Source organism: Paucibacter sp. M5-1, assembly GCF_027498415.2.
In the GTDB taxonomy this organism is placed as follows: domain Bacteria; phylum Pseudomonadota; class Gammaproteobacteria; order Burkholderiales; family Burkholderiaceae_C; genus Roseateles_E.
In genome coordinates, this window is sequence record NZ_JAPZLM020000001.1 from 36,034 (window position 1) to 54,048 (window position 18,015).

22 protein-coding genes and 1 pseudogene are annotated in these 18,015 nt (G+C 59.8%); 9 read left to right on the forward strand and 14 right to left on the reverse strand.

What is annotated here, in order from left to right:
- Positions 1-133: 133 nt before the first annotated feature.
- From O5M90_RS00165 to O5M90_RS00175, 3 genes are all read left to right on the forward strand, one after another.
- Positions 134-1,093, forward strand: a complete 960-nt coding sequence (locus O5M90_RS00165; RefSeq protein ID WP_269838456.1) for an alpha/beta fold hydrolase — start codon at positions 134-136, stop codon at positions 1,091-1,093.
- A gap of 27 nt (positions 1,094-1,120) precedes the next feature.
- Complete coding sequence (locus tag O5M90_RS00170; protein ID WP_269838455.1) at positions 1,121-1,978, forward strand: enoyl-CoA hydratase/isomerase family protein; 858 nt, start codon at positions 1,121-1,123, stop codon at positions 1,976-1,978.
- A gap of 239 nt (positions 1,979-2,217) precedes the next feature.
- On the forward strand, positions 2,218-2,631 hold the full coding sequence (locus O5M90_RS00175) for a RidA family protein (protein WP_269838454.1): 414 nt from the start codon (positions 2,218-2,220) through the stop codon (positions 2,629-2,631).
- 47 nt (positions 2,632-2,678) lie between these two features.
- Here O5M90_RS00175 and O5M90_RS00180 read toward each other — a convergent pair whose 3' ends face one another.
- The gene (locus O5M90_RS00180) at positions 2,679-3,263 is read right to left on the reverse strand and encodes a CGNR zinc finger domain-containing protein (RefSeq protein WP_269838453.1); all 585 of its coding nucleotides are present in this window, start codon (positions 3,261-3,263) and stop codon (positions 2,679-2,681) included.
- A gap of 139 nt (positions 3,264-3,402) precedes the next feature.
- On the opposite strand from O5M90_RS00180, the gene O5M90_RS00185 reads away from it, so the two are divergent.
- Positions 3,403-4,293: an alpha/beta fold hydrolase gene (locus tag O5M90_RS00185; protein ID WP_440402501.1), complete on the forward strand. Its 891-nt coding sequence runs from the start codon at positions 3,403-3,405 to the stop codon at positions 4,291-4,293.
- A 463-nt stretch (positions 4,294-4,756) separates the two neighbouring features.
- Positions 4,757-5,197 (forward strand): hypothetical protein, encoded by a 441-nt coding sequence (locus O5M90_RS00190; protein WP_269838452.1) that lies wholly within the window; start codon positions 4,757-4,759, stop codon positions 5,195-5,197.
- 3 nt (positions 5,198-5,200) lie between these two features.
- Here O5M90_RS00190 and O5M90_RS00195 read toward each other — a convergent pair whose 3' ends face one another.
- Complete coding sequence (locus O5M90_RS00195) at positions 5,201-5,566, reverse strand: hypothetical protein (RefSeq protein WP_269838451.1); 366 nt, start codon at positions 5,564-5,566, stop codon at positions 5,201-5,203.
- 158 nt (positions 5,567-5,724) lie between these two features.
- On the opposite strand from O5M90_RS00195, the gene O5M90_RS00200 reads away from it, so the two are divergent.
- A complete protein-coding gene (locus O5M90_RS00200; RefSeq protein WP_269838450.1) occupies positions 5,725-6,006 on the forward strand; it encodes a hypothetical protein in 282 nt (93 codons plus the stop codon).
- 316 nt (positions 6,007-6,322) lie between these two features.
- Here the strand turns inward: O5M90_RS00200 and O5M90_RS00205 are convergent, their stop codons facing one another.
- From O5M90_RS00205 to O5M90_RS00235, 7 genes are all read right to left on the reverse strand, one after another.
- On the reverse strand, positions 6,323-6,628 hold the full coding sequence (locus tag O5M90_RS00205; RefSeq protein ID WP_269838449.1) for a hypothetical protein: 306 nt from the start codon (positions 6,626-6,628) through the stop codon (positions 6,323-6,325).
- Positions 6,629-6,798: 170 nt separating this feature from the next.
- Entirely contained in the window at positions 6,799-8,118 is a 1,320-nt protein-coding gene (locus O5M90_RS00210) for a sensor histidine kinase (protein ID WP_269838448.1), read from the reverse strand.
- Positions 8,115-8,789 carry a response regulator transcription factor gene (locus O5M90_RS00215; protein ID WP_269838446.1) on the reverse strand — a complete coding sequence of 225 codons (675 nt, stop codon included), beginning with the start codon at positions 8,787-8,789 and terminating at the stop codon, positions 8,115-8,117. Before O5M90_RS00215 ends, O5M90_RS00210 begins: the two co-directional genes overlap by 4 nt.
- A 1,357-nt stretch (positions 8,790-10,146) precedes the next feature.
- Entirely contained in the window at positions 10,147-10,800 is a 654-nt protein-coding gene (locus O5M90_RS00220) for a hypothetical protein (protein ID WP_269838444.1), read from the reverse strand.
- A gap of 378 nt (positions 10,801-11,178) precedes the next feature.
- The gene (locus O5M90_RS00225) at positions 11,179-11,574 is read right to left on the reverse strand and encodes a RidA family protein (RefSeq protein WP_269838443.1); all 396 of its coding nucleotides are present in this window, start codon (positions 11,572-11,574) and stop codon (positions 11,179-11,181) included.
- A 159-nt stretch (positions 11,575-11,733) separates the two neighbouring features.
- Positions 11,734-12,024, reverse strand: a complete 291-nt coding sequence (locus tag O5M90_RS00230) for a hypothetical protein (protein ID WP_269838442.1) — start codon at positions 12,022-12,024, stop codon at positions 11,734-11,736.
- On the reverse strand, positions 12,021-12,839 hold the full coding sequence (locus O5M90_RS00235) for an NAD(P)H-dependent oxidoreductase (protein WP_269838441.1): 819 nt from the start codon (positions 12,837-12,839) through the stop codon (positions 12,021-12,023). Before O5M90_RS00235 ends, O5M90_RS00230 begins: the two co-directional genes overlap by 4 nt.
- Positions 12,840-12,928: 89 nt before the next feature.
- Between O5M90_RS00235 and O5M90_RS00240 the strand changes: the two genes are divergently transcribed.
- Positions 12,929-13,879: a LysR family transcriptional regulator gene (locus tag O5M90_RS00240; RefSeq protein WP_269838440.1), complete on the forward strand. Its 951-nt coding sequence runs from the start codon at positions 12,929-12,931 to the stop codon at positions 13,877-13,879.
- A 12-nt stretch (positions 13,880-13,891) separates the two neighbouring features.
- On the opposite strand, the pseudogene O5M90_RS00245 reads toward O5M90_RS00240, so the two are convergent.
- Both O5M90_RS00245 and O5M90_RS00250 read right to left on the reverse strand, forming a co-directional pair.
- Positions 13,892-14,058: pseudogene (locus O5M90_RS00245) on the reverse strand (IS5/IS1182 family transposase); the annotation flags it as partial.
- Positions 14,059-14,235: 177 nt separating this feature from the next.
- Positions 14,236-15,162, reverse strand: coding sequence for an NmrA/HSCARG family protein (locus tag O5M90_RS00250; protein WP_269838439.1), 927 nt, complete (start codon positions 15,160-15,162; stop codon positions 14,236-14,238).
- A 111-nt stretch (positions 15,163-15,273) separates the two neighbouring features.
- On the opposite strand from O5M90_RS00250, the gene O5M90_RS00255 reads away from it, so the two are divergent.
- Both O5M90_RS00255 and O5M90_RS00260 read left to right on the forward strand, forming a co-directional pair.
- Complete coding sequence (locus O5M90_RS00255; protein WP_440402502.1) at positions 15,274-15,729, forward strand: winged helix-turn-helix transcriptional regulator; 456 nt, start codon at positions 15,274-15,276, stop codon at positions 15,727-15,729.
- Between the two features lie 192 nt (positions 15,730-15,921).
- A complete protein-coding gene (locus O5M90_RS00260) occupies positions 15,922-16,074 on the forward strand; it encodes a hypothetical protein (RefSeq protein WP_269838437.1) in 153 nt (50 codons plus the stop codon).
- 4 nt (positions 16,075-16,078) lie between these two features.
- On the opposite strand, the gene O5M90_RS00265 is transcribed toward O5M90_RS00260, so the two are convergent.
- The 3 genes from O5M90_RS00265 to O5M90_RS00275 form a co-directional block, all read right to left on the reverse strand.
- Positions 16,079-16,540 (reverse strand): DUF3037 domain-containing protein, encoded by a 462-nt coding sequence (locus O5M90_RS00265; RefSeq protein ID WP_269838436.1) that lies wholly within the window; start codon positions 16,538-16,540, stop codon positions 16,079-16,081.
- Between the two features lie 205 nt (positions 16,541-16,745).
- Positions 16,746-17,300, reverse strand: a complete 555-nt coding sequence (locus tag O5M90_RS00270) for a HipA family kinase (protein WP_269838435.1) — start codon at positions 17,298-17,300, stop codon at positions 16,746-16,748.
- A 199-nt stretch (positions 17,301-17,499) separates the two neighbouring features.
- The gene (locus tag O5M90_RS00275; protein WP_269838434.1) at positions 17,500-18,009 is read right to left on the reverse strand and encodes a DUF4148 domain-containing protein; all 510 of its coding nucleotides are present in this window, start codon (positions 18,007-18,009) and stop codon (positions 17,500-17,502) included.
- Positions 18,010-18,015 lie beyond the last annotated feature (6 nt).

Sequence of the window (18,015 nt, forward strand, 5' to 3'; positions counted from 1 at the left end):
GCCGGGGAGGCGTTATCGCTCCCCGTCCTCGGCACGGTGGCGCCATCAAGCCAGTGCGGCATGCGTCAAGGACGGCATCGTGCTGCCGCTCGCGAGACCGCCTCCGACCCCATCGCTTAAGAAAGGACATGCCATGACCCACACCTCTCTGAACCGCCGCAGCCTGCTCATCAGCAGTGCCAGCATTGGCCTCGCCACCGCACTGCCCGCCGCAGCTGCACCTCAACCCTCATCAAGGAAGACCGCCATGACCGCTACCCACCTCACCGTTCGCGACGGCGCACAGATCTACTTCAAGGACTGGGGTCCGCGCGACGGCCAGCCCATCGTCTTCAGCCACGGTTGGCCGTTGAACTCCGACAGCTGGGAAGCGCAGATGCTGTTCCTTGCCTCTCGCGGGTTCCGCTGCGTCGCCCACGATCGCCGCGGACATGGCCGCAGCAGCCAGCCCTGGGGCGGACACGAGATGAACACCTACGCCGACGACCTGGCCACGGTGATGGACAAGCTCGACCTGAAGAAAGCCGTGATGGTGGGCTTCTCCACCGGCGGCGGGGAAGTTGCGCGCTACATCGGCCGCCACGGTAGCAAGCGCGTAGCCGGAGCCGCGCTGATCTCGGCTGTGCCGCCGCAGATGCTCAAGACCGCCACCAACCCGGGTGGCCTGCCTATGGAGGTGTTCGACGGCATCCGTGCCGGCGAACTCGCCAACCGCTCGCAGCTCTACAAGGACATCGCCTCGGGCCCGTTTTTCGGCTTCAACCGGCCGGGCGCGAAGGTGTCGCAGGGCCTGATCGATTCGTTCTGGGCCGCCGGCATGCAGGCGGGTCACAAGGCCACCTACGACTGCATCAAGGCCTTTTCCGAAACCGACTTCACTGAAGACCTGAAGAAGTTCGACGTGCCCACACTGGTGGTGCATGGTGACGACGACCAGATCGTGCCGATAGATGCTTCAGGCCGCGCCGCGGCCAAGCTTGTCAAGGGCTCGAAGCTAGTCGTCTATCCCGGGGCGCCGCACGGCTTGGCTGACACGCACAAGGACAAGCTCAACGCCGACCTGTTGGCCTTCGTCAACGGCATCGGCGCCTGATCTCACTGGCCAAGATGAGAACTGACCATGAACACAGATGAGAAAGCCGACACGCTGAAGCAGGCAACCAGCAGGCTTCAAATCGAGCGTGCGAACGGCGTAGCGACGATTGCGATCAGTAATCCGCCCGTGAACGTGCTGGACGTACCACTAATGAAGGAGCTGCGTCAGTTCCTTCTATCCGTACGGGAGGAGCCAGACATTCGCGTCCTCGTCTTCGAGAGTGCAGATCCGGAGTTCTTCATTGCCCATGTCGACATGACACTGATCGACGACCCGCACGCCTTCGACGACTTTGTGCTTGAAACACCAGAAGGCCTCAACCCGTTCCAGGCGTTCGGAGAGCTGCTGCGAGAGCAACCGCAGTTGACCATCATCAAGCTCGCCGGTATTGCACGCGGCGGAGGGGCGGAGTTCGTTTCGGCAGCAGATATGGTGTTCGCCGCAGTTGGTTCAGCGGGCTTGGCTCAGTGCGAATCATTGATGGGCATCACGCCGGGAGGTGGAGCCACCCAATACTTGTCGGACCGGATGACGCGTGGTCGCGTCCTCGAGGTGATTCTCGGCGCAGATCTCATTGACGCGGCAACGGCAGAACGGTACGGATGGATCAACCGAGCTATCCCCGCGACCGAACTCGATGATTTCGTCGATCGGCTGGCACGCAACATTGCGGCGCTACCCGAGGGCGTCATTGCCGCAGCCAAGAAAGCCGTAAGGGCAGCCGACCTGCGAGAGGGTTTCAGGCGCGAGAACGAAGCATGGGCTGGGCTCTTCGCCCAACCAGCCGCCGAAAGGTTGATCCGAGGGGGACTCCAGGCAGGAGCTCAGACCAGGGCTGGTGAGCTGAACCTTGAGGGTCTCCTGCGCAGCCTGAAGGTATGACGCAGGCGGACAGGGAGGCATGACCGGGGGAACGTTACCCCCAACTGCAAGCGCTTACCCATTCAACGGCGCAAACAGCTCGTTATCAAGCTACTGGAGCTTCGTGTGTTCGTCGAAGGACTGGCTTGCACAGGATGCGTCGGGCTGTAACGCCGGGTGCATGAAGTTGCCCGATGCCGATGACGCTGAATTCACCCCCACTGCCGGTCGACCCGGTTCCCGCTTGAAAGGAGACTTCCATGACTGCACGCGATGTAGTTTTCCCCGACGGCCGTCAAGAGCTGTACGACCAGAACCGTTACTCACCGGCGATCCGTGCAAACGGCCTGCTGTTCGTGTCCGGGCAGGTCGGCAGCCGCGAGGACGGCTCGAAGGAGCCGACGCTGGAAGGGCAGGTTCGCCGCGCCTTCGACAACCTCAACGCCATCCTCGCGGCCGCCGGCTGCAGCTTCGATGATGTGATCGACGTGACCGTCTTTCTGGTCAACCCGGAACAGACCTTCGAGAAGGTGTGGCCCATCGTCGTCGGCGAGTATTGGGGACAAGCGCCGCATCCCACGCTCACCGGCATCGGTGTCACCTGGCTTTACGGCTTCGACTTCGAGATCAAAGTTGTCGCGAAGCTGCCGGAGCTCAGGCCAGCGAGCCGATAACGCGAACACCGCGACCACACGCCTCGGCGCGCTCTAAGCAAAGCGCACTACTCGGCGCGCTTGCGCTCCCGGAACGCTGCAACTTTCATCCGGTTGCCGCATGCAGCCATGCTGCACCAGCGCCGACGGTGCGATTTGGTGACGTCATGGAACAGCAGCGTGCAGTCATGCGCCTCACAAGCCTTCACCAGGTCGAGCGGCGTGTCCGTCAGCAGCGCCACCAGCGCCTCGGCGACGGGATACAGCAGGCTGGCGGCGTCGCACTGGCGGCGCGCGCTGAATACCCTGTATGACTGGCTCGCGGCGTCCCACCGCAGTTCTTGGATCCCGGCCCCACTGCGAAGGACCCGATTGATCACATGGACCTCTGTGGCGATTCGCAACTTCGCCGCGGTGACCAGCTCCTCTGCGTTCTCCCGCAGCTCCAGCGCCAGTTGCAGCAAGTCGTGCGGTGCCACTTGGACGTCGTCAGGTAGCGCCTCAGCCTGCCGCAGCCAAGCAATCACGCTTGCGTCATCCACGAAGCATTCGCGCTCGGCTGCACCGACGCCATACCGTGTATTGATGAAGTCGAGCGCCAAGTTGTCACCGACGAACCGAGCCTCCGCTAACGGAGTTGAACTTTTGGGCATGGGATGCATTGTAACTTTGAAAACTCACCTTGACGGGTTACATAAGTGATGGTAACCTCTAAAACACATTTAACTGGTTACAGGAGCTAAAGATATGACATCGATCTCTTCAATTGCGACGGCAGGCCTAGCGGCTGCAATGCTGTCCACAGGAGTTAGCGCGGCAGATCTGCAAGTGCGTCACCGCTTTGAGCAAGTGGGCGATGTGAAGGTGTTCTACCGAGAGGCGGGCGATGCGAAGGCACCCAAGGTGTTGCTGCTCCATGGGTATGCGGCCTCATCGTTCATGTATCGCAACCTCATCCCGACGTTGGCAGACAAGTACCACGTCATCGCCCCGGACCTGCCCGGATTCGGCTTCACAGAAGCTCCCCCGCGCGGTCAATACGCCTATACCTTCGATGAACTTGCGAAGACGATGACACGTTTCACCGAGCAGTTGAAGCTGGACCGTTATGCGATGCAGGTCTTCGACTACGGCGCCCCGGTCGGCTGGCGAATGGCCCTGGCAAACCCGGGTCGGATCGCTGCCATCGTCTCGCAGAACGGGAACGCATATGAAGAAGGGCTCGGAAAGGGCTGGGCACCAATCCAGAAGTATTGGAAGGAACCGAGCAAGGCGAATCGCGACGCGCTACACGAATTCCCCACGCCGGCTTCCATAAAGTGGCAGTACCTCGAGGGCGTTTCTGACGCCCGCCTGGTCGCGCCCGATGCGATTGCGCTGGAAAGCATGCTGGTGTCTCGCCCGGGCAATGCGGACATTCAACTCGACCTGCTGCTGGACTATGCGACCAACGTCGCGCAGTACCCGAAGTACCAGGCCTACTTCCGCAATCATCAGCCACCGCTGTTGGCGGTGTGGGGCAAGAACGATCCCTTCTTCCTGCCCGCGGGTGCGCTGGCGTGGAAGCGTGACATCCCCAGCGCAGACGTGCGCTTCTACGACACCGGCCACCTGGCATTGGAGACACACGGCGTCGAGATTGGCGCCGTGATCCGCCAGTTCTTGGACAAGCATCTCAAGTGAGCGGTAAGCGGCCAGATTTTCCACCTTGAGATCGCCCGTGGTGAGCCGTCAATGGTGCCCACCAAACAAGATAAGGTGGGCGCCATGTCAGACGCCAACCCAGCACGGCGGCGCCGCAATGATGAGCTTAAGCTGGTGGAGTGTCAGCAGCCAGGCGCGTCAGTGGCCAGCATTGCGCTAGCCCACGGTCTGAACGCCAACCTTGTGCACAAGTGGCGACACAACGTGAAGAAGGCCAAGGTGGGCGCAGTTGTCACGGTGCCGGCGGCGAGCTTCTTGCCGCGCTGGCTATCCCGACTGCGCAGGAGAGCACCGAAGTACGCATTGAGCTTCGTTGCGGCGCTCTGGCCGCTTTCGGCGATGTCGTCGGCTCCCCTGTGCTCAAGTCTGTGGTGCCCACATGTCCGCGTATGTCGTCGTAGATCCTGCGGATCTGAAGCTGGCAAGTGCGGTTCGTGGCTACATGTCCGGCGCCTGCACTACCGAGATTGCCTCCTTCGACGAGTTCGCGTCGCTGCTGGCGGCGAGCAATGCCGAGCCGCTGAGCCTGACGGTGGGCAATGCTGCCCGCGCCGCCGACGAGGCCAGCCGGCTGGCGCAGGCTGCTTCGCAGGCCGCGAGCCAGGGCTGCACCGTGGTCGGCCAGTTCCTGGTCGCTATGCAGAGCATCAGTGCCGGCTCGCACAAGATCGCCGACAGCGGCATGATCCGCAGCACCGCCAGCGGCGCCAAGCACGAGTCGGCCCGCATGCCTCAGCTCAGCGAGGCGATCGCCGAGATCGACCGGATGACCCTGCAGAACGCGGCCCGGGTCGAGCAGTCGGCGGCGGCAGCCCAGTCGATGAACCAGCAGGCCGAGCAGATGAGTACGCTGGCCGGCGAGTTCCGGCTGCAGCGCGGCTGACTCTCAGGACCGAGGCGGCTGCGCACTCCCGCGCCGCCGGCTCTCGGCGGCCGACAGCATGCGGCGCACGCCCAGCAACGCATCCCGGGCGCCTTGCTGCCGCTGGCGCAGGCGCTTGTGCGGCTCTTCGTCACAGGGTTCGCTCGACGCCAGGGTCAGTTCCAGCGTCGCGATCCAGTTGGAGATGCAGCGATCGACCAGTACAAAGCTGCGGGCCGCGTCCATCGAGGCCGGCGCCTGCGTCGCCGTCTCGGTATAGACGGTGACCAGATCGGTGACCGGGTAGCCGCGCAAGGCCGGCAGCAGCCCGTCCAGGTCCTGCAGCAGCGGTGGCCCCGTCCACTGGGAATGCGAGTCTATCGCGCTCATTGCATGGCCTCCAACATCGAGAACAAGAACGAGCCGCCCTTGCGCGACCGTCTGGTGGCGGATTCTATGCTTGGCTTGGTCATCACCGTGTCACGCGAGCCGACCAAAATCTGGGGAGCCGGATAAGTTGTACCGGGGATGAAGTTAGGAGCTTTCTGATGGCACAGCCGATCAACACCCCAGCGTTGCAACTATGGCCCACGCTCGCCAGCACGCTGGAGCTCGCCGGCTTCGACCCCATTGATTTCGAGATGTCCGAGGGCGCACCGAAGGAGTTGGCAGCGATCGGCTTGCCGGATCGCTTGCTGACGGTGCGCCGTCGCTCGACCGGGCATCGCCAGCTCTACGCGGTGGCGCCCGGATGCCCCTGGTTGTTCAATGCATTTGCCGATTTGACGGCCGGCCGTTTCGGCGCGCCGTCACGCTCGACGCTCAACTGAGCAGGCCAGCGGCCACATCGCAATCCATCGAAAGCTCCGCGGTCTGCTGGCCCGAGAGTCTTGCCCATGAGCAAGAAGTTCACGCGCCAAGGTCAGCTTGTCGATAGCTGGTTCGTAAAGCTTGGGCCCGGGGCCCTGGGAGTACCGAAGCGCGGCATCGTAAGTCCATCCGAAATCGGAAAGAACTGCTGCGAAGAGCCGTGTTGATGCTCAGGGCGCTTCGATCACTTCCAGCTCGACTGCAGTATCTGCATCAGCTTTTGGATGCGGCATTCTTAATGCCGACACCAGATGCATCGTTTCTGCCTGAATCAGCTTAGTCGCAGCGGCGTGGCCGGAGTCCGGCCTCTTTGTCCTTCTTCGCATCCCTATCGCATTGGACTTTGCGCGTCATTTCCATGCTGTCCTTGCTCATCTGGATCGAGAGTCGCTGACGCTCAAGAGCGTTGAGCTTTTCGTGGTCGCGCCGGTTTTGTTGCGTAAGCATGCACTCCGTGTATTCGGGAGTGCCCTGACGCGCGCCAAAGTCCCCACAGGTGGTCTTATCTTGGTAAAGGTTAGCCTGCCGCTTTTGTTCAGGCGACGTGCACGCAGCCAGACCGGCGCCCAGTGCGGCTGCCAAGCCCAGAATCAAGGCTGTCCGGCACATTCCTGTGAAATACGATGAGTTCAATGTTTATCTTCCTGTCAAAGGTATGGGTCGCGGCGTTCGTCGCCGTAGACGAGGACGTCGCCGCCAAGTGAGTAGAACAGCGGAGGGTTGCGTCAACATGGCCTTCGATCCGCAGTTGTTCAGACTGATGGAAAGGCAACCCGTGCGATAGTGCCTCCGCCAGGCGCCCCAAGGAGTGACACTTGGCCGCCGTGATGCTCGACTACTTGCTTGACAAGGTGGAGCCCGAGTCCACCGCCAGACAATCGCGGCTGCAATCGATAGAAGGGCTCGAACACCCGTTCGCGCGCATCAGATGGGATGCCGGGCCCGTCGTCCTCGACCTCGAACGTACGACCGAAGACGCGAACTATCACGTGGCGACCGCCATGGTGAATCGCGTTTTGCACCAAGTTGGCCACGACTCTTTCGATCGCCCCACCGTCGCCACGGATAGGCAGCGCGCCGTCCACCGTGACCTCGATGGAGCATTGTGTCGCGATCAAGAGTGGTGCCAGCTCGCCCGCCACCCGTCGAACCAGCGATGCCAGGTCCAGCTCTGCATGGTGTATGGAAGAGTCCAAGCGCTGGACATCAAGCATTTGCTCGGCCAAGTTGGCGAGCCGCTCGATGTCGCTGCCCAGACTGCGCGTCGGCGCATCCTGAGCCGCATCAATCTTGATTCTCAGAATGGCAATCGGCGTGCGCAACTCATGGGCGGCCGACGCGATAAATCTGCGCTGCCGCTCATAGCCTTCGTCTAAACGACCGAGCGCATCGTTGATTGCACGAACCAAGGGGGCGATCTCCTCAGGCACCTGTTCCTCGCTAAGCCGCATGCCACGACGGCCAGCGTCGACCTGTTCGGCTTCACGCGCTATGCGTGCCACGCCGGCGAGAGAGCGTCGCACGATCCAGGGGATTGCAACCAGCGACACCAGCACCATCACCATAAAAATGGGAAGAGCTGCAAGGCTGGAAGCCACGATGACGGTGAAGCCCAGCCGGGTTAGCTTGCCATGCCCCACGATCGTCAAGGGACCGGCGAGTGAATCCTCACGGCGGACGACCGAGCTCAATGAATGGGGCGCAAAGCGACCACGCAAATGCCCGTATGAGAGGTCACGCATCAATCCCACGGAGGCGGCGTACTGCGCGGGCACCGGACCAAAATTGACGCGCTGGCCTGCATCGTCCTCGGCCATAAACCACAGGTTTGGCGCTTCGGCATGCAGTTCAGCCAGGTCCTGCGTCATGCGCACAACCAAGCGACCATCGCCTTCGCGCTCTATGGCCTGGGCAATGATCGGCGTGATCGTTTCATCCGCATATGGCCCGCCGCTGTCTACACGCGTTGCCAACGCAACCATGATTGGAAAGCTTATGAACAATATGGTGAATTGGAGCAGCAGCGGCTGAACAATCAAAGGCCATTTCAGGGACGGCGATTTTCCACTCAAGGTTGTGGCTTCAACAGGTAGCCGACACCCCTTATGGCGTGGATTTCGACACCGGCCCCTGCGGCCATCAGCTTGCGACGCAAGCGCGAGATGTGGGAGTCGAGCGTGTTCGACTGTACGGCGTCGTCAAACCCGTACACACCCTGTTCGAGGGACTCGCGCAATACCGTACGCCCACGCCGCTTAACGAGAGTCGCCAGGACGCGCTGCTCGCGACGCGCAAGGTTTATCCGAACGCCGGCCACACTCACCTCGTCATTGGCGATGTCTAAGACGAGTGCGCCGACCTGGATTGTTTCAAGGCCAAGTTCCATCGGGCGGCGCCGGACTGCACGGATGCGTGCAAACAACTCTTCAAGCGCGAACGGCTTTACGAGATAGTCGTCCGCTCCGTCGTCTAGGCCCCCGACGCGATCGGCCACTTCTCCGCGTGCGGTCAGAACGATGATAGGAAGACCAGGAATCGCAGCCCGCACAGCAGATACCAGTGAAAGGCCATCCCCATCCGGCAAGCTGCGATCAAGCAGGACAAGGTCGTATGCGTTCGAGAGGCAGGCCTCGCGAGCCAACGCCAATTGGTTCACATGATCCACCACGCATCTTTCGCGCTCGAGGGCGCCGCGCAGTGCCGCAGCAAATTCCGGTTCGTCTTCCACCAGCAGAATTCTCATTGGTTACATCTCCTCTGTGTGCGGAGAGGCGGCTGGGTGCACAGATCTCCGCCGTCAGCCTACATGCCGAACATTGCATCAACATGGCCATCCCGCGCTGGGAATAGGGCGGTGCCCAACTTGCAAGTCCTCCGATTACATGGCCAGGGAGCTTCCAATCGCTCGGCGCAAGCTCGGCAAAAGCCATTGGCATTGCGATACCTTGGCCTCACCGGCTGGTTGCCAATCCGCATAAGTTCATTCAGCTTAGAGGGTCAGCGGTGTAACGTAACACTCCGTCTATCCAGGTATGCAGTCGCGTTCAAAAAGTCCGGCGCGGACGCACAAGGTCTGCGGTCTAGAAGCCGAGGGCGCCACTTTCATGTGCACCGAGTAATCATTGAGTAGGAATCTGGGAAGTTGAAGTCGCCGCACCACGCCACTCCATGCCGCCAATAACTCTGCTCACTATTGATTCGGTATTCAATCCCGTTCGCGTAGCGCGACGTGCGCGCGAACTGCCGCTCCGGCTCGGCGGACACTCGCAAAGGAATTGGTCGAGGAGCAAACAAGGACATGCATACGTAGCTTGCATTTGAAGCGTGTCCATCGTCGAAAGCCCTGTACCGGTCGGTAAGACTGGCATTGCGCGAGCAGCCGCAGCAGCAGGTTGAATCGCCTCGGAGGAACTAGCCCCTCGCAAGGCACCGTCAAATTCCACTTAGCTCGTGCCTCCACGAAAGATCCGCCAAAGGGTGGGCCAGAGCATGGCACCAAACAGAGCAGACGGAAGGCCAAAGAGCATAACGGAGGCATACACCATCGAAGCGCCCCCATCCACGCCGGGGCGAATGCAATCAGTGTAGGTAGCGAAAAGCAGCCATGGCGCGAAGAAGATGGAGGCTCCCACTGTGCGGGCTGGCCGTTTCGCCACTAGGCACGCGAGTGCGGGCAGCATAGGGACAGCGATGAAAGTCAGCGCCTTCAAGTACGAATAAAAATCGTGGCTATAGCACCCAAAACTGTTTATTGCTTGCAAGAAAGCAATGGCCAAGATCGATAGAAGGCCGGAAGTAATCCCGAGGTCACGCGGGAGTGCGCACTTTGTTTGTGAAATCATCGTAGTGTACGAACGTATCGAAATGGGGCGGCTGACGGGCTCAACTCGCGGCGGTATTTCATCTGGCTCTGAATGCGGCGCTTTTTTTGACAGTTTGTCGCTTCTCCAAGCCCCGAGCTGGCTGATGATTGGAAATGCCGCAGCTGCGACAATCTGAAGGCTCCGATTTCACTGAGATCCATGCGCGGCGCCGATGAAGGTTTAATAATCCGCGCAGACGGAAATTCGGCCCGCAAAAAGGAGGTTTGCAGGTCCGGGTCAGTATCTGAATTTCTCATAGTCGAGATGAGGAAGATGCGTCAGAAACAGCCCTTCCATCTCCGCAGCCCTCACCTTGACTGCAGCTCGTCTCAACTTCTCTGAACATCCCTTTTTTAGGCGATCAGAAAAGTACGCTATCAGGTGCTGATTGCCCACAACCAGGGTCTCTTCAAGCCCCTGCTTCAGCTCTGGCCATTCGGCCATCAGAAGCTCCGCCTGTCCCCTAACCATCAGAGCGTGACTTATCCGACCCTTCGCAAGCATCTGAAGCATTGACTCAATTGACGTGATGCTTTCAATTCGCGCGCCCGATACTGATAGCTGCGCAGGCACCGCGAAACCTCTCAAATTTCCGATGACCGAACTGGAGCTCAATGGAAAATCATGAGATGGTGCCTTGGAGTAGAGAACCATTTGCAAACGCATCAGCGGAACCCTTACCCCATCATGATGAGGCTCTTGCACGGCCAGTTCGGATATGACGACAGCGTCCGCGCGACCGTCCCCAAGCTCCAACACTGCTCTTGCGTAGGGTACTTGAGATAGCTCGAAATCAACTTGGGCAGCTTCGAGAATTTTCTCTGTAACTGCACGGGTGAATCTAGTCGTGCCGATGGCTGACCCATGTCCTTTAGGGTCAACGAGTTTCACGTAGACAGCACGGATCTTCGACTCGCATCGAAGCGCCGGCGCTGGTTCGGCCGACGCGGATGACGGCAGCAAGGCCATCAAGACGCTGAACACCACCGAGGGAAGAACGGCGAACCGTTGCCGAATTGGGACCTGAATCGCTCCCTGCTCGAGGCTAACCGACGCAATGCTCACTAGCATGGCAAGACCGTTACTGAATCGGCTCGTTTTTGCAAACGATGCATGGTCAGGCTCCTGATGATCCACCTCACTATAGAACCTAATCCGCCGTAATGGCGACCGCAAGGTTCTTCGTGATGCTGTGCTGGTCGAACTTTTTCGAACACAACGATATGTTGTTTGATTGCCGATCAGTGCTCGAAGGCATTGGGTGGCAAGTTACAGGACGGCAACCGCCTGAATTTCGACGAGCAACTCGGGCAATCCCAGTGCAGCGACCTGCACCAGCGTCTCCGCTGGACGCCGCCCTGCAAACTCCACAGCAAGCACCTTCAGATAGTTATGATGGTGCGCGACCTCTTTGAGATACACGGTCAGACTCGCAATGTTATCTAAGGTGCCGCCAGCGCCCTCAACCGCCGCTCGAAGGTTTGAGAAAACCTGCTTGAGTTGAGCGTCGACATCACCTGCGCCCACCAGCGAGCCATCGGGGGCCAAGGCGACTTGGCCGGAGATAAATACCAAGCTCCGAGGTAAGTCAACCCGGACAACTTGACTAAACAAGTAAGGTGATGAATCCCACAAGTTCGCGGGCTGAATAGATTTGATCAACATGGTTTTCTTTATGTAGTAACTGCCCCGCCTGGGATCAAGTGGTTGTCGAAACCTCCCTGACCTATTGCGGGGTCATCGAATAACTTCATTGCAGGGATTTCGGATTCGCCCGCGTTATTGACCGCCAGTGCGATGAAGGCCTTTCCCCGAAATGGTCCATCAGGAGGATACAAGTTTCTCGAAGTCAGAAAATGGCTTGAGCGCACAGTACTGAATGTGCAGTAAATTCTCTTTGACGTAAGGGAGGGCCTGGATGTAATGCTTGGCGTCCTCGATGGTTGCGGACTCCAGCTCCAACGCGGCGCCAGGACCATCGACCAGGCCGTGAATGGCTCGAACGATGCCGTCGGCAAATCCTTGCCACACGTGCTGGAGCTCGGGCTGCGCCAATCGCTTGAACGCCTCAGATGCGCCATCGGCACGGCGCGTCAGAATTACGAACGTTTTCATGACAACTCCTCCACTTGCATAACTTGCGTCTGCCTCTCCTCGGCGCCGATGATGTGCGCCATGAGGCCCGTCTGGCCGGGGGCGACGTGAGACTTAAGCTCGTTCGTTTGGCTATAGTCACCCCCGTTCTGCGGTCGGAACGGGATTGGCGCGTCCTCAAACAAGCCCTTTAGGCGAGTGCGCCACGCTTCCTTTGCCGCGGCAGCGCCAGCGGCGGTCAGGCCCCCAGTTCCATAAACGGCGAACGTGGGCAACACGTCAAACCCTGGGAAATAGAGGGAGCCATGCGTGATTGGAAACAGCAGCTGTTCCAGCGGCGCATTGATGCCACGTGGTGAATAGTCTTCGGCAGGTCCTCCGACGGCAACCGACAACATCGCCCGCTTACCCTTGAATGCACCGTCTCCATAGCGGTACGCGTTACCTGCGCCCTTGTAGCCGTGGGCCAGACCGGCCGCCCAGACACGATCTATCCAACCCTTCATAATGGCTGGCATGCCGTACCACCAGAGTGGGAACTGAAAGATGACGGCATCAGCTGCCAAGACCTTCTCCTGTTCGGCGGCTACGTCTGCGGTTTGGCGGCCACTGCTGTAGGCGTGGGCAGATTCCGCGCCGAACGACAGCCGCTGAAGATTGACGCGCTCAGGGAAGTCGTGTTCGTCGAAGGTCGCTTTCCAGCCCATGGCATACAGGTCTGACTGCAGCACTTCGTGCCCGCGCGCGCTCAGGCACTCGACAGAAACATCCACGAGTTGTCGCGTCAATGATGACGGCTCAGGATGGGCGTAAATGATCAGGACTTTCTTTGACATGATTGACGGCTGCATAGTGAAAGGCATTGAGTTTCAAGGGCTGTGCTCTGCTTGTGAAATCGCGAAAGCGATCCGCTACTATTTGCGGCATGGATACCAGACGACTTGACCTCAACCTGCTGGTTACATTGGAGGCGTTGCTGATAGAGCAGAACGTGACCAGGGCGGCTGCCCATCTGCACCTGAGTCAGCCGGCCGTCAGTGCCCAACTCAGCCGGCTGCGCGATGTGTTTGACGATCCCCTCTTGATTCCTGCTCAGCGCGGTATGACACCCACCGCTAAAGCACTGGAGATACTCGGCCCGCTTCGCGAGGCGCTCGACCAAGTGCGGGCCGTAGTTGTCGCCCGCAAAATTTTCGAGCCTGCGACTGCAAGTCTGACGGTCACGATAGCGTGTACCGACTACGTGCAGGTAGCTTTGGTCAAACGCTTGGCGATCGCGATTCGACGTGAGGCTCCGGGCGTCCGCATCGCGTTGCGTAACCTGGACGTTCTATATCTTGAAGCACAGATGTCCCGAGGCGACGTGGACTTGGCTTTGATGAATACGCTGGGTGCGCCGCCCAGCCTGCGCTCACGGCATCTGTTCGATGAGCGTTACGTGCTTATCGGACGGTGTGGGCATCCGCTTCTACGCGAAGGCCTCGGGGTGGAAGAGTTCGCAAAACTAGAACACGTTGTGGTTTCTCTGCGCGGAGGAGGGTTCACCACGGCTGTAGACGACGCACTATTGGCGTTGGGCCAGCAGCGCTCCGTGGTGCTGTCCGCGTCATCGTTCCTCCTGGTGCCGGAATTGGTCGCGCAGTCAGATTGCGTCGCGCTCGTTCCGAGCCGTCTGGTCGACGGTCGCGCAAAGCAGTTGATGCACGTCGACCCTCCGTTTCCGGTCGAGGGGTTTCCTATTGGGATGGTTTGGCACGAGCGGTCCCACGGGCACGATGGTCTCAAATGGATTCGCGACTACATCAGCCGTGTAGTCGATGCTGAGAACCCTGGTGGCTTTGTTGCGCAACCAGCCGTTCGGACGAGAGTTCCCTGACCCCAGACTCGCTCATGCCACAGCGACCGTGACAGACGTGCCCGTTGGGTGAAGCGATTGAGCAGCGCGGCTCGCAAATGCAGCTCAACGATCTGACGCGCGAAGTTGGGCGCCATCACCCGCTCGCCAAGCCGGTTGAAGCAACGCATCGTTGTCTCCACTGGGCTGCGCTGGCGATAGGTATCCAATGGGATGCCGCCTCCCATCGCTATCTGCGTGTCGAGCAGAGCAGCGGCACCCCTGAAGCGCTGCTGTGTTTGTCAATGCTGCTGCAGCTGGGTCTGGGGGTGAGTGCGGCGCATGCTAGAACGTAGTGCTGCGGCATTCTTGCTTGTCCACGGCTTTGTTAGCAGGCTCTAGTTTTTGTCTGCCGTCCCATATGCCCATGCTCCAGGCGTGCCCAGTGCCTTTTCAAAGGAATAGCGAGCAGGCCCTTTGATCCACGACTCAAAAGTCTGCAGCCCAGGGTGGATCTGCCGCAGAGCTCCAAGATCAGCCCGACCGGCTAGCGCGCCTGCGTCCAGCAATTCAGCAAGCCGGCGAAGGAAATCATTACCCGCCAACACTTGATCAGAAAAACGTGAGTAGGTGATGGGCCGGCCCGCTGCTTGGCTAAACAGGGCTTGCAGGTCATCGCCCGTAGCAGCGGCGCTGGCGATCTCAAACGTGGTTCCGCCAAAGCGCAACGGGTCCGCCAGCACGGCGGCAACGATGGCGCCAATGTCCTGCACTGCGATGAATTGCATGGGTTGGTCTGATCGCATGAAGAAGTTGAATTCCCCCTGATCCAGACCAAAACCAGGCATCAGCAGCATCTCCATGAACGCAGCAGGGCGCACGACAGTAGCCGTGATGGGTAGCGTGCGAACATGGTTCTCAATGCGCAGCTTGCTGTCGAAATGTCCCATGCCCGTGGGCCCGCTGCTGACCGCTGCGGTGCTGCTGTAAATCAAATGCTTCACACCGCTGTGCACGGCCATATCGGCGATGGCAATCCCAAAGCGCTCCTCGTCCTCATCGCTCAATCCCAACTCTGCGCCTTGACCAGAACTGGGCTGTACGCTGAATACCCCGTACACACCCTGCATTGCGAGCCGCATGGCGTCGGCATCGGCGAAATCGCCTTTCACGACGGTGACCCCTGCATCGCGTAATGCCAGTGCCTGCTTGCTGCCCGGGTTTCGTACCAGCGCACGCACGCGCCAGCCGGCCTGCAATAGCGCCGCCGCCACAGATCCGCCCTGCTGGCCCGTGGCTCCAAAGACCAAAACTTCATTGCTCATGACCATCGTCCCTTGCACTTGATTTGTTCATCGAGTGATGAAAGAGTGATCATTAAAGCTGATGGCCTGTGCAGGCGTTGGTGGGCACACGCATTACCCCAAGGCACAAAAATGGTACCTCCGAAGAAGCAACAAGACACAGGCCAGGACAAAGGCAAACTCTCAGTCCACGGCCGCACTTACACCGAGACGGCCAGCGGCCCCCTTTTCCGTCCTTGTGCGCCGCATAGCGTCTTGGCTCGGTTGGGCGATAAGTGGACCATATTGGTTATGTCCCACCTGGCAGTGAGCCCTGGCTACCGACTGCGCTTCACGGCGCTCAAAGGCGGTATCGAAGGCATCACTCAACGCATGCTTACCCTGACCCTGCGCAATCTGGAGCGCGACGGCCTGCTGCGCCGACATCACTACGCCGAGGTACCTGCGCGAGTGGAGTACGAACTCACCGAAATGGGCGCCAGCATGCTGCCGGCGCTGGAGGGCTTCACATCTTGGATTCGAGAAAATTGGGAGAGGATTGAAGGGAGTCGGAAGGAATACGACCGTGACAGGCTGGGGATGAAATGAACCTTTGGCCGGACTATTTGGCCTTGGCGTCACGAAGTCCGGGAGCACGCTTGTTGCCTCAGCGACATGGCGCAATAGCAGACCTTGGGAGACTTCAAGTCCTTGGGAGTAACTTGCTTACGTTTGATCAGATGACCGGGCAGCTGACGCCTCCGTCGCCCCCCGTGTCTGGGTAGGCCCGACGTAATCTCCATGACGGATGATCCTTCCGATCAAGCGGTTGCTGACGCATCCGGTCGAGGCGATACGCCACTTCTGCACTCCGATCAGGAACGGCACTATCAGATGCCTGCCTATCGAAAGCAAATCACCGACAACGGCCTGACCAACGGTCGCAACTTTTGACAGCTCAACCGTGGTTCGGGTCAAGAAACTTGATCTCCTGCCCGCTTGGAAACTTCTTTCGGGCATCAGCGGCACTGCTAGGCACCCGCACCATGCGGTCCAGAAGGCGCTCCAACGCGACCTCGGGATCTTCGGTCCGTCCTGCGTGAGCGACAGACGTCTGAATGCTGGTACTGCGGGGGGCAACCAGCCAGTCAAAACGCTGACGCGGCGACAGTTGCCCAATTGCGCCAGCCTGCTTTCCACCTGCGCAGATTGTGGGTATCGCGTTCAGCGCCGTGCGGATGAGAGCAATGTCGGCGTCAGGAGACAACAACCGTAGCCTTGCCTCGTCCAACTCGATGCGAGCCTTCAAGAAACCCCGGCTCAGGCAGCAGACGATGACGCCAGCATTGACGAACTCCTCCCGCTCGACGTTCGGCACGACGCGCACGATGGCGTAGTCATACGTGCATGGACTGGGCACGGATCGCCTCCTCTAGAAAAATGTGCGAACTTTGGAGTCGCGCCTTCAGGAACTGTCGATAGTTATCCCGCCTCGCCCCCGGCTCTATGGCACCCTCAGGATCCGTAAGCCAGGCCTCAGGAACGGCATCGACCACCGAATCCACCACGTCGCCACTGAGGCGTTGACGCATTTCGGCATCCGCCTCTCGCAGCGCAGTGGCCCATTACAACAGGACGTGCTCCTTGACGAGCGCGAAAGGCGAGCCGGAATTGCCCACAAATGTCTCGTCCTGGTGGTGAACATAGAGCGCAGCGCCATGGTCGATCAGCCAAAGGCCGCGATGCCACATCAGCATGTTCGTGTTGCGAGCGGAACGATCTACATTCATGGCAAATGCATCGAGCCATACGACCCTCGAAGCCAGGCTCTCAGGGATGTGGCAGATGAGCGGGTCGAAGGTGACTGATCCCGGCAGATAGTCCAAAGCCAGGTTCAGCCCCGCACTATTTCGTAGAAGACTCTGGATCTCAGGATCTCCTTCTGTCTTTGAAAGGTCAGCATCGAGGTGCATCAGCACTATCTCTGGGACCGGTAGGCCCGCGGCGCGGCCAAGCTCACCCACGATCAGCTCGGCGATCAATGCTTTACGCCCTTGGCCAGCCCCGTGAAACTTGAGAACGTAGAGCCCTTGGTCGTCTGCTTCCACAAGGCCAGGCAGAGACCCGCCTTCTCTAAGCGGTGTGATATAGCGCGTCGCTGCAATGCTTCTGATGTTCATGGGCTTGCCATTCAGCCGGCGCCTGTGTACTTCGACACCCCATTTTGACACTTTGAAATTCGAAGTCCTGCATGAATCCGTGGGGTAAGGCTACCGTGGTCCTGGTTCACCTTGTCGGCGCCAACAGAGATGGCCACAACTGCCAGTCTCATTGCGGCCATCGGGTACTTGGCTATCGTGAGTTTGGATGCTGCGGGGATCACAGGCTGTTAGACGAGGCGTCGGAGCGGGCCTCCTGCTGGGCACGAGCGGCGGCGTAGCGACCAGGGAAGCGCTCGTACAGCTTCAGGCCGCTCTCGTCTACTTCCAGATCGCCGGTACGGCGGGCCTCGGCAAGTTCGGCTTGCACCTGGGCGCGGGTCTTGCCCAGGCCCTGCGGTTGCCGCGGGTAGAACTGCGGATAGCGTTTGTTGAGGCGTTCACCGGTGATGTGGTGGGCCAGATCGCCATTGCGGCGGGCCGACTCTAGTTCAGCTTTCACTCGGGCGCGCGACAAGGCGACCGCTGGCTGGGTGGCAGCAGGGTACAGCTGGGGAAAGCGCTCCCGCAGCGTAAGACTGCTTTCGCCTACCTGGATGTCTCCGTTCAGTCGAGCCGCATGAAACTCGGCAATCACTTGTGTGCGGGTGAGTTCGGCAGCGCCGGCACCGGCGCCGGCGCAGAGTGCCGTCATGAGGATGGCAAGCGTGAGGTGGGATGAGGCCTTCATGGCGAG